This is a genomic window from Streptomyces sp. NPDC060198, from assembly GCF_042728415.1.
In the GTDB taxonomy this organism is placed as follows: Bacteria; Actinomycetota; Actinomycetes; order Streptomycetales; family Streptomycetaceae; genus Streptomyces.
Map to the genome: position 1 here is coordinate 22,843 of NZ_JBHWZJ010000039.1, position 11,001 is coordinate 33,843.

Below are 11,001 nucleotides of genomic sequence, written 5' to 3' on the forward strand. Positions count from 1 at the left end.
CGGCTCAGGACGGGACGGGCGTGCGTACCGCCTCCGTCAGGGCGGCGCGGACGTCGGGCAGGGCGAGCGCGCCGAGGGTCGGCAGCCCGTCGCCCCAGGCCCGCATGGTGGCGCGGGCCACCTCCGCGGTCCGCTCGGGCGTCGCACGGAGCTCCCGGGCGATGGACCAGTCGTCCAGCAGGGCGGTGATGCCCACGACGGGGTCCTCGGGCGTCGGCACCGACCGCCCCTCCGCGACCGCCCGCCAGAGCCGGGCGAGCCGGGACGCGGAACCCCAGCGGGTGTCGCCGTCCGCGATCCGCCGCCACAGGGGCGGCAACAGGGCGGCGGCGGCCGTCATCTTGCGGACCCCGAGAGCGGTGGAGAGCTCGTTGGCGAGGTACCAGCCCTTGCAGGCGGCGGGTTCCCGGCCCAGGTTGAGCCACTGCTGATGGCTCAGCCCGCTCAGTTTGGCGATCTCCAGGCGCAGGGTGTCGTCGGCTTCGCTCCCGGTCGCCCGCGCTGCCGCCACCCGGTCGCCGAGGCCCACGAGGAGCCCCAGCAGCGTCCGCGCGAAGGCGTCCTCCACCGGGAGTTCCCGCAGGTCGCCGGCGTACATCCCGGAGAGCCGGAAGAGGACCTCCAGCACCCCTTCGGCGAGGAGTGCGGGGGGAAGGGTCCGGGTGGCGGCCGGATCGTAGACCGCCACCTCGGGCTGGAGCCCGTTGCCCAGCACCAGCCGCTTCCCGGTGGGTGTGGCCAGGCAGACCGCGCCGCTCAGCTCGCTGCCCGTGCCCACCGTCGTCGGTACGCAGACGAGCGGCAGGCACGGGACGGACCCCGCCGACAGCAGGATGAGCCCGCTGCGGTGCCGGACCGCGAGCCGGTCGCGCACGTCCGGGTCGGAGTGCAGCAGGACGGCGAGTTTCGCCTGGTCGAGGAGGGAGCCGCCGCCCACCGCGACCACCAGGTCACTGTCGGCCAGCCGTCCGGCGAGCTCCTGGACGCTGTCCAGGTCGCCGGGTCCGGTGAGAACGGCCGACTCGGTGTCCCAGCCCGCCCAGACCGCCCGCTCCCGCACCCGGGTCACCGCCTCGCCCCCGGCGACGGCCGAGTCCGCGAGGACGGTGAGGCGCCGGCCCTCGTGCTGGGGCAGCCACTTGGACAGACCGTCCAGGCCGTACGCCACCCGGGTCATCGGGTGCCTGCTGAGGCTCCAGACCACCTCCATCAGACCGCCCCAGTCCCCGCGCCGACCGCCGCCGCGTCCGTCGGGGGAGCCGCCGTGTGCGCGTCGATACCGGCCCGGACGCGGCGCAGGAGTTCGTCGAGGTCCTCGTCCGTGTAGGTCAGCGCGGGCAGGATCTGCACCCCGGAGACGCTGGGGTGGACCAGGGCGCCGGCCCGCCGGATCGCCGCGACCAGTGCGGGGACCTCTCCCTGCGGCAGCGGTACGTCGTCGCCGCCGGGCCCGCCGGCGGAGAGCCGGATCGAGCGGAAGCAGCCCGCTCCGGTGGTCGCGCTCACCCGGGGGTGACCGGCGACCAGTGCGTCCAGCGCGGTGTCCAGCCGTGCCGAGAGGCGGCGGGCCGAGGCGACCGCGTCCAGCCGGCGCATCTCGGCGAGGGTGGCGGAGATCGCCGCGCAGGTCACCGGGGTGCCCGCCTGGGTCTCCCCGTGGACGAGCACGTCGCCGGAGGCGTCGAAGGGTTCGGCCACCGCACCGGACACCAGGACCGCGGCCGCCGCGCTCGTCCCGTTGGTCAGCCCCTTCGACGTGATCAGCACGTCCGGGGGAGCGGGCCACCGCTGGGAGGCGAACAGGCTTCCGGTGCGCCCGAATCCGGTGGCCACCTCGTCGGCGACCAGCAGGAACCCGTGCTTCTCGCGGAGCTCCAGCAGGGTCTCGACGTAAGCGGGGGTCAGCGCCACCGCGCCCGTGCCGAGCACCGGCTCGACCACCACGGCGGCGATCTGCGAGCCCTGCCGGGCGGCCAGCGTACGGATCTCCTCCGGGGCGTTCGGCGACACGTGCCGGATCAGCCGCTGGTCGACCCCGTACACCGGCTGCCCCAGATTCTCGCCGGTGAGCGCGAACCCGCCGAAGGTCAGCCCGTGGTAGCTGTCGCGGAGCCCCACCACCAGCTTGCGCTGTCCCTGGCCGCGCAGTGCGTGGTGGTGCCGCGCGAGCTTCATCACCAGGTCGTTGGCGGCGCCGCCGGAGGTGGAGAAGATCACCCGCGCGTAACTGTCCTCGCCGGCCGCCTCCACCAACTCCCTCGCCGCGCGCCGGGCGTAGACGTTCTCGTAGCGGAAGACCGAGAGGTAGGAGGCGTCCCGCAGCGCGGCGGCGCAGGCCTCTGCGACCGCCTCGTTGCCGTAGCCGAGGTTCGCGTTCCACAGTCCGCTGGTGCCGCAGAGGAGTTCGCGGCCGTCCAGGAAGCGGACCCGCACCCCGTGCGCGGAGACCGTGCAGAGCTCGTCGTCGCCGTGCAGCGCGGGGGCCTGGAGGGAGGGCCAGAGTTCGCTTGCCATCACACGGCCTCCGCTTCCAGCAGGACGTCACGGTGTCTGGGACCGCTCGCGGGGAGGGTGTGCCGGGCGGTGATCCGCAGCCCGGCGTCCGCGAGTTCACGCTCCAGCGCGAGGGCCGGCAGGACCCGGATCGACGTGGTGAGCACCTCGATCCGGTCGGCAGCCCGGGCCTCCGCCGCGGGCGGCAGGATCGTGACGCGCCGGGCGGGGGCGCCCTCGGGCCAGTGCTCGATCATCCGGTACCGCCGGCCACTGGCTCCCTGGCCCTCGATGTCGAGGTCGGTGGCGAGGGCGGACCCGTCCTCCGGCTCCACCATGTCCACGGTGGAGAACAGGAACTTCCCCCCGGGGGCGAGATGGGCACGCACGGCCGCGAACAGCCCGGCCCGGCCCTCGTCGTCGAGCAGCGACACCGAGGTGGTGCCGAGCACCACCAGCCCGAAGGCGCGGCCCAGGTCGAAGGCGGCCATGTCGCCCTGTACGGGGACGCAGCGCGCCCGCACGCCCGCCGGAGCCGCCGCGAGGCGCTCCCGCAACAGGTCCAGCATCTCGGCCTTGAGCTCCAGCGCCGTCACCTCGCGGCCCAGCGCGAGCAGCGGCATGGTCAACCTGCCCGACCCCGAAGCGAGTTCCAGTACCGGGCCGGTCATCGCCCGCGCCACCCGCAGCACTTCGCGGATCTCGCTGGTGTCGGCCGCCGCGAGGTCGTGGTAGACGGGGGCGCCGACCGCGTCGTAGAGGTCGTGCAGCACCACCCGGTCGCCGTACTCGGCCAGCACCTCGCCGGCAAGTCCGGTCGGATGTACCGGAGTCGTCGCTGTCGTGGTCACGCGCCGGTCACCTCCGCCGGGGCGGCGTCGGAAGCCGCCCCGGGGAGCAGCGGGACGCCCCGCTCGGTGAAGAAGGCAAGCACCGCCGTCACGGCGGCCTCGGTCAGCGGGGCCGGTGCGTCCCCTCCCGCCTCGGCGCGTGCGTGCTCCAGCGCCGAGGCGGGGGAACCGTGCACCAGCAGCCGTTCGGCGACCCCGGCCGCGGGGCGGCCGAGCCGGAACGTCCGGTCGTGCCCCGGTACGCGTACGTACGCCGCCTCCGGAGTCCAGGCCAGGAAGGGCGCACGCGGGTCGTCGGCGTCGCGCGGGCCGTCCACCGACTCCAGCGAGGGCACCAGCCGCCCGCCGAACCCGGAGACCCGCACGTCGGTGACCCCGTGCACATGGAGGTCGCGCAGCACGTCCAGTGCGGCCATGTACCGCGCCAGCCAGGGGCGTTCGGCCGTCTGCGCGGCACGTACGCCCTCCGGCACGGCCGTGGTGAGGGAGAGCGGGGCGCCGGTCGCGTCCTCGGCGGTGAGCTCGGCCCACCGGGCGTCCAGCGCGGCGGCCGAGTCGCCCACGGTGCCCAGCCGGGCGCCCTGCGGGGACACCGACACGCCGCCGTCGGCGGCCACCCAGAGCCGGGTGCCCGGCCCGTCGCCGCTCTCGCCGCTGCCCAGTGCGGGAAGGTCCGCGAGCTGGACCGCGGGGCTCACCGCGAAGGCGGCGAACTCCCCCTCCAGCCGGGCCCGGTCGGCGTCCGCCAGGAACGCCTCGAAGTCAGCCTCGCCGGCGACCCGCACGAGGGTGGTGCCCAGCAGGGACATGTACGGGCTGGTGCCGTAGTCCTGTACCTGGAGGAAGAGGGCGCCGCCGATCGAGGCGTCGCCGCCCGGCTCGCTGAGCGAGCCCTCGAAGCCCACCACGACGGCGCCCGACCCGTGGGTGCTCCCGTCGCCCTCTCCGGGCGTTTCGCCCGTGTCCCGCGTACCGCCGGGCTCCGCGAAGTCCGCGTCCCCGCGCGGCACGAGCACCAGGGACCGGGGGCCGACCACGTCCGAGGCGAGCAGAGCCGGCAGGTGCGCGGCGTCCTCCAGGACCACGGTCGCGGTGCCGCCGCCCGGAGTGTCGCCCAGCAGACGGCGTCCGGTGACCCAGGACCGCAGATGCAGACCGGCACGGCCGATCAGAGCCTCATGCACGGGTTTCCCTCCGATCGGCGCCGACCGCCGTAAGAATTTTCCGCAGATCCTCCATGGCGGCCTTCGGGCCATGGAGATTGGCCACACCGGTCAGATTGAGGACGACTTCATCGACCCCGGCGAGGCGGTATTCGTCGAGTTGTTTGGTGACGCTTTCGATATCCCCGTGAATGAACGCACCGGCATCGGCCATGAGTCGTCCCGCCGATTTCGGGTCCATTTTCGAGTAATCGATCCCCGCCTTGCCCAGCATGTCGACGTAATGCGGGGCCACCATGTGCCCGGAATTGCTGGAGAGGACGAGTTCGGACACGTCGCGTCCGGGGCGCTCCAGCGCCACGGGCACCATCGCCGTCACCTTCGGCTCCGGCCGGCCCGCCGTGTCCGCCCCCTCCCGCAGCGCGGGGCGCACCACCGAGTCCAGGTAGGCGGCGGGTGTCAGCCAGGTGATCGCCGCGTCGGCGACCTCACCGGCCAGCCGCGCCATGCCGGGCCGCAGCACCCCGAGCCCGAGCCGGACCTCCGGGGCCATGACCGGTCCCATCTGAGCGCGGCAGCTGTAATACTCGCCGGTCACGTCGACGACGCCGCCGTCGAGCAGTCCGCGCACGATCGTCAGGTACTCCCTGACCGCACCGAGCTGGCTGCGGTACGGCGCCCCGAGCAGGCTCTCCTGGAAGGTCTTGCCGCCGGGGCCGAATCCGGCCAGCACGCTCTCGCCGGTGGCCATCGCCAGGGACTTGACGAGGTGCGCGGCCTCGAAGGGGTGCCGCAGGGGCATCAAGGTGACCCCGAGGCCCGTCGGAACCCGGAATCCCGCACCCGCCACGGCGGAGAAAGTCTGGAAAGGCTCCATCAGGAGGCTCTGTCCCTGCCAGAGTCTCCGGGCCCCCGTCCATTCGACCAGGGCCGCGTAGGGAAGTACCTGTTCGGTGCGTCGCGGCAGAAAAGGAATCAGTACGGAATAGTCCACGTCTTCTCGCCCCCCTTCGTAATGTGCTGGATAGTTTCACGGAGCCGACGGTTCCGGGGAGGGGGTGTTGCTGCAGCTTCATGCACTTCCCCGCTGCAGCAAGCTGCATGTGTTTCCCGGTTGGTTGTGCCGCTGATCCAAGGGGCCGCGAGAGGGCTCGGGCGCGGTCGCCGCCGATCCGCTCCGCGGGCCCGGGCGCCGGGGCGCGGGATGGGGGTCCCGGGGTGGACCCGCGACGGCCGGGTCGGGGAGGGGCACTGGTGCCACGAGGGGCGGTGTCCGCCCTGTCGCGGCATTAGATTGAGCGCCGACAGGCACTCACCCAGGGAGGGCGCGCATGTCGGAGGAAGCCAGTCCGGGCAGCGGGGAGCAGGCCAAGCAGCTGGCCCTGTCCCGGCTGCGGCAGGCGATTCTGCGGGGCGAGATGGTGCCGGCCCAGCGGCTGGTGGAGAACGAACTCGCCGAACGGTTCGGTGTGACACGGGCCAGCATCCGTGCGGCGTTGATCGATCTCGCCGCGGAGGGGCTGGTGGAGCGCATCCGTAACCGAGGGTCCCGGGTGCGCGTGGTGACCGTGGAGGAGGCGGTGGCCATCACCGAGTGCCGCATGGCGCTCGAAGGGCTCTGCGCGGCCAAGGCGGCGGTCCTGGCCACCGCCGCGCAGCGCGAGGAGCTGACCGTCCTGGGCGAGGCGATGGCCAAGGCGGTGGCGGAGGGCGATCCCCTCGCCTACTCCGAGCTGAACCACCAACTGCACACCCACGTAAGGGAGTTCTCGGGCCAACGGACCGCTACGGAGCTCCTGGAGCGCCTCAACGGGCAACTGGTGCGCCATCAGTTCCAGTTGGCCCTGAGACCCGGTCGTCCCCAGCAGTCCCTGAGTGAACACCTGGCCATGATCGAGGCGATCGTGGCCGGGGAACCGCAAGCGGCCGAACGGGCCGTCCGCGCCCATCTCAGCAGTGTGATCGACGTGTTGCGCAACTGACCCGGGCACCCGGCGGGACGGGAGCGCACCGGCGGCCGGGGGAGTCCGGAGGGCGATCTTGGCCGTCGCCCCGCCCGAAGCCGGCCCCGACCCGTCGCCGCGCCCGTCGCCGGCCCCGACCCGTCGCCCCGCCCGAAGCCGGCCCCGGCCCGTCGCCGCGCCCGAAGCCGGCCCCGACCCGTCGCCGCGCCCGTCGCCGGCCCCGACCCGTCGCCCCGCCCGAAGCCGGCCCCGGCCCGTCGCCCCGCCCGGCGAACCGGCTCCGGTCAGGAACGCGTGATCCGGACCCGGTAGTCGCCCTGTCCGTCCTCGCCGAGCACGGACACCCGGATGCCGTTGGCCCGGTCGGTGAAGGTCTCGCCCGGCTGGAACGGCGCGTCGGAGAGTTCGGCGTGCACGTTGGGCCGACGGGTGCAGCCGCCGCTGTCACCGGCGCTGTCCGCGACGGAGACCGGCCCCTGGCCCGTCTCCACGTCCGAGTCGACGTGGTAGATCAGAACCCCCGGACGGCAGACGGCTTCGTCGTTTCCGGCTGCGGTGCGTACCTCGACGACGTACCCGGAGTCCTCGCTCAGCGGTACGACCGCGAGCTTGGTGCCCCCCTCGGTTTCCAGCGGCTCCAGGGTGTGCTCGGTGGTGCCGGACTCCGAGGCGCAGGTGATCTGGCCGTTGTCGAGCCAGCCCAGCTTCCACTTGTGCCAGCCGAGGAAGTCGTTGTTGGCGCCCCAGTCCTCGGACATGATGTCCCAGTGACCGACCGAGCCGCCGCCCTCCGCGGTGTAGAGGTCGGGGAGGCCGAAGACGTGGCCGTTCTCGTGCGGGAGCACCCGGTAGCCGGTCCGGGCGTAGGAGCCCGAGCCGTCGTCCTGGCGGCTGTAGACGAACGAGGTGTTGGCCAGCGGCACGCCGTCGGCGCGCGGTGCCTCCTCGTTGTCGGGGAAGGTCACGGAGAGCACGGTGTCGAGGGCCGAGGGGCCCGCGTTCGGCGTGACCAGCACGTTGACCAGGTCGTACGCGGAGAAGTCCACCCGGGCGTCGGCGGCCTCGACGATGTCCGACACCAGCTGCCGGTAGCCCGGTTCGTACGGCGAGCCGCGCTCTATGCCGTACTCGGCGAACGGCATCGGCATCCGCAGCCAGCCCTTCACCGGCGCCTGCGGCACATAGACCAGCCGGCCGTACGAACTGCGGCGGAACCAGTCGGAGGTCTGCGGGAAGAACTCCGCCATCCGGTCCGCGGCGGTCCCGCTGCCCTGCGCGTCCGGGAAGTCGATCATGAGGTTCAGCGCCCGCACCGTGCCGGTGGAGCGGGCGTATCCCGGCGGCGTCGGCATGCCCTCCGACATCTGTACGCCCAGGGCGGCGGATATCCGGCAGGGGCCGAGCGCGGACTCGTGGCTGAGGGAGGACGGACCGGCCGAGACCTGGTTCGCCTCGGGGAGCGCGGTGCTCGCGGAGGCCAGAGCGGCGATGACCAGCGCGGTCGCCCCCGCGAGGGCGAGCGGGCGGCGACAGCTGCGTATCCCTCGGCGAGGGTGCTGCATGGGGCGCGCCTCCGGGGTACACGGCAGCCGGCCGACCCGGACTGCGCTCTGGCGTCAGCCTCTGTCCGCTCGTCCCGGGCCGCTCGTTGGGTAAGCCGATCGGAGGGTTTTACCGGTCGGGTGAGCGTGTGACGCAGCTCACTTGGCCGGGTGAAATAACCGGGGACCCTTTCCCCGTTTGAACGTGTGTCCCCAGGAAGTGGGGACGCGGTCCCCGGTTCGTCCGGGAGCCGCCCGTACTCGTACACCGGAGAAGGTCCACGCCGTGGAGACCGTCGCTCGAACCGCACCGGAATGCCGGCGCCGTACGTCCCGTCCGCGGGCCGACGCGCTGCGCAACCGCGAGCGGATCGTCACGGCCGCCCGGGAGATGTTCGTCGAACTCGGCCCGGACGTGGCCCTCGACGACGTCGCCCGGAGGGCCGGCGTCGGCAACGCCACGCTCTACCGGAACTTCCCCGACCGGGCCGCACTGACGCACGAGGTCGTCCTCGCGGTGCTGTCCCGGACCGCCGACCGGGCCGAAGAGGCCATGGCCGAGGAGAGCGACCCGTTCGACGCGCTCAGCCGCTTCGTGCACGCGGCCGCCGACGAACGGGTCGGGGCCCTGTGCCCCCTGCTCTCCGGGACGTTCGACAAAGCCCATCCCGAACTGCTCGCCGAACGCCTGCACCTCGAAGGGGCCGTCGAGGAGCTCGTGCGGCGGGCCATGGCCTCCGGGCTGCTGCGTACCGACATCGCGGTCGGTGACCTCATGATCGCCCTGTCCCAGCTCACCCGGCCCCTCCCCGGCATCGCCTGCCTGGAGATCGACCAGTTCGCCCACCGTCATCTGCAGCTCTTCCTCGACGGATTGCGGACCCCGGTCCGCTCCGAACTTCCCGGCTCGGCGGCGACCTTGGAGGACCTGCGGCGGCGCTGACGCCACACGTACCCCCTCGACCGCCCGGCCGGATCCGCTGGTGTCCGAAGTTTTCCCGCTTCCCGACTTTTTCCCCCGTTTCCCTCCGTTCTTTCCCGTATCTTCTTTCGCTTCCCACGGGACCGGCAGCGTCGCCGGTGACCGGGGCCGGGCCGCACGGCCCGCGCACCCGGGGAGCGCGCCCGCTCGCGCGGCGCCGCTCCCACCCGTGCCCGCCCGCCGCACCGGGCGTCCGACCGCCCGCCCCCGCGTCCCGTGGAGCCCGCCCCGACAGCCGTTCCGAAACGATTCGTCTCTTCTCTTCACCTGTGTACGGGTGCGTTCGCGCACGCCCGTCACGTCCCACGCGTGCCTCGCACGAACCCTTCGGGTCCGACGTCCCGCCGGTCCCGCGCATGTCCTTAGGTGGCTATCCCCATGTCAGAAACCCTGTCGAAGAACGTCGGCGTGCCGGCTCCCGACCCCGGGCGCTGGAAGGCGCTCGCCTTCATCGCCCTCGCCCAGCTGATGGTCGTGCTCGACGCGACCATCGTGAACATCGCGCTGCCCAAGGCCCAGGTGGACCTCGGCATCTCCGACGCCAACAAGCAGTGGGTCATCACGGCCTACGCCCTCGCCTTCGGCGGGCTGCTGCTCTTCGGCGGCCGGATCTCCGACCTCTTCGGCCGCAAGCGCACCTTCACCATCGGCCTGATCGGCTTCGCGCTGGCCTCCGCGCTCGGCGGTGCGGCCACCGGCCAGGCGCTGCTGTTCGGCTCCCGCGCCCTCCAGGGCGTCTTCGGCGCCCTGCTCGCGCCCGCGGCCCTCTCGCTGCTCGCCGTGACGTTCACCGACGCCAAGGAACGCGCCAAGGCGTTCGGCATCTTCGGTGCCATCGCCGGTGGTGGCGGCGCGGTCGGCCTGCTGCTCGGCGGCTTCCTCACCGACTCGCTCAACTGGCGCTGGACCTTCTTCGTCAACATCCCGTTCGCGATCATCGCGGCGGTCGGCGCGTACTTCTACATCCGCGAGCCCGCCGGTACGCGTAACCGCTCCTCGCTCGACATCCCGGGCGTGCTGCTCTCCACCCTCGGTCTCGTCTCGCTGGTCTACGGCTTCACCCGCGCCGAGTCGGCCGGCTGGTCGGACGCGCTGACCGTCGGTTCGTTCGTCGCGGCCGTCGTGCTGCTCGGTGCCTTCATCCTGGTCGAGTCGCGCGTCGCGTCCCCGCTGCTGCCGCTCCGGGTACTCGCCGACCGCAACCGCGGTGGCATCTACCTCTCGCTGGGCCTCGCCGTCATCGGCATGTTCGGCCTCTTCCTCTTCCTCACCTACTACCTCCAGGTGGTCAAGGGGTACAGCTCGCTCTCGACCGGCTTCGCCTTCCTGCCGATGGTCGCGGGCATGATCACGGGCTCCACGCAGATCGGTGCCCGCCTGATGACCCGCGTCCCGCCGCGCCTGCTGATGGGGCCGGGCTTCCTGCTCGCCGCGGTCGGCATGCTGCTGCTGACCCGCCTGGAGATCGACACCTCGTACGCCGGTGTCATCCTGCCGGGCATGGTCCTGCTCGGCCTCGGCATGGGCACCGCCTTCATGCCGGCCATGTCCATGGCCACCCACGGCATCGAGCCGCGTGACGCGGGCGTCGCCTCCGCGATGGTCAACACCTCGCAGCAGGTCGGCGGCGCCATCGGCACCGCGCTGCTGAACACCATCGCCGCCAGCGCCACCACCGCGTTCATCACCGACCACGCGGCCACCGCCACCGACCCGAAGCTGCTCCAGCTCCAGGCCATGGTGGACGGCTTCGCCAGCGCCATCTGGTGGGCGGTCGGCATCCTCGTGGTCGCCTCCGCCATCGCCTTCACCCTGATCAACGCCGGCAAGCCCCACATGGGCCCGGTGAGCCAGGGCGGCGGCGCGCGTGACGCCGAAGAGGACGAGTTCAAGATCCCGGTGATCGCGCACTGACGGGCTGACCGTCCGAGGCTCCGGCGTTCGCGCCGGGCCTGTGCCCCGGGTCGCACCCGGTGATCTCCGCCCCGGTCCCGCCGTTCCCACGGC

At 72.8% G+C, this 11,001-nt stretch carries 9 protein-coding genes; 3 read left to right on the top strand and 6 right to left on the bottom strand.

Translation table 11 applies throughout. The features are described from left to right. Positions 1-4: 4 nt before the first annotated feature. Genes mpaC through ACFWEP_RS08470 form a run of 5 tightly spaced genes read right to left on the bottom strand, consistent with a single transcriptional unit; the run spans position 5 to position 5,501 of the window. Positions 5-1,210, bottom strand: coding sequence for a daptide-type RiPP biosynthesis dehydogenase (gene mpaC, locus ACFWEP_RS08450; RefSeq protein WP_387367581.1), 1,206 nt, complete (start codon positions 1,208-1,210; stop codon positions 5-7). After that, on the bottom strand, positions 1,210-2,514 hold the full coding sequence (gene mpaD / locus ACFWEP_RS08455; protein ID WP_387367584.1) for a daptide-type RiPP biosynthesis aminotransferase: 1,305 nt from the start codon (positions 2,512-2,514) through the stop codon (positions 1,210-1,212). Before mpaD ends, mpaC begins: the two co-directional genes overlap by 1 nt. Continuing rightward, positions 2,514-3,344 (bottom strand): daptide-type RiPP biosynthesis methyltransferase, encoded by an 831-nt coding sequence (gene mpaM, locus ACFWEP_RS08460; RefSeq protein ID WP_387367587.1) that lies wholly within the window; start codon positions 3,342-3,344, stop codon positions 2,514-2,516. Before mpaM ends, mpaD begins: the two co-directional genes overlap by 1 nt. Further along, positions 3,341-4,528 carry a daptide biosynthesis RiPP recognition protein gene (gene mpaB / locus ACFWEP_RS08465; RefSeq protein ID WP_387367590.1) on the bottom strand — a complete coding sequence of 396 codons (1,188 nt, stop codon included), beginning with the start codon at positions 4,526-4,528 and terminating at the stop codon, positions 3,341-3,343. Before mpaB ends, mpaM begins: the two co-directional genes overlap by 4 nt. Further along, positions 4,521-5,501, bottom strand: coding sequence for an LLM class flavin-dependent oxidoreductase (locus ACFWEP_RS08470; RefSeq protein WP_387367593.1), 981 nt, complete (start codon positions 5,499-5,501; stop codon positions 4,521-4,523). Before ACFWEP_RS08470 ends, mpaB begins: the two co-directional genes overlap by 8 nt. 337 nt (positions 5,502-5,838) lie before the next feature. Between ACFWEP_RS08470 and ACFWEP_RS08475 the strand changes: the two genes are divergently transcribed. Beyond that, entirely contained in the window at positions 5,839-6,489 is a 651-nt protein-coding gene (locus ACFWEP_RS08475) for a GntR family transcriptional regulator (RefSeq protein WP_387367596.1), read from the top strand. Between the two features lie 266 nt (positions 6,490-6,755). Here the strand turns inward: ACFWEP_RS08475 and ACFWEP_RS08480 are convergent, their stop codons facing one another. Continuing rightward, a complete protein-coding gene (locus tag ACFWEP_RS08480; RefSeq protein WP_387367599.1) occupies positions 6,756-8,033 on the bottom strand; it encodes a M6 family metalloprotease domain-containing protein in 1,278 nt (425 codons plus the stop codon). A gap of 265 nt (positions 8,034-8,298) precedes the next feature. Here ACFWEP_RS08480 and ACFWEP_RS08485 point away from each other — a divergent pair, with 265 nt between their 5' ends. Continuing rightward, on the top strand, positions 8,299-8,955 hold the full coding sequence (locus tag ACFWEP_RS08485; protein WP_387367602.1) for a TetR/AcrR family transcriptional regulator: 657 nt from the start codon (positions 8,299-8,301) through the stop codon (positions 8,953-8,955). A gap of 417 nt (positions 8,956-9,372) precedes the next feature. Beyond that, complete coding sequence (locus ACFWEP_RS08490; protein ID WP_387367605.1) at positions 9,373-10,908, top strand: MFS transporter; 1,536 nt, start codon at positions 9,373-9,375, stop codon at positions 10,906-10,908. Positions 10,909-11,001 lie beyond the last annotated feature (93 nt).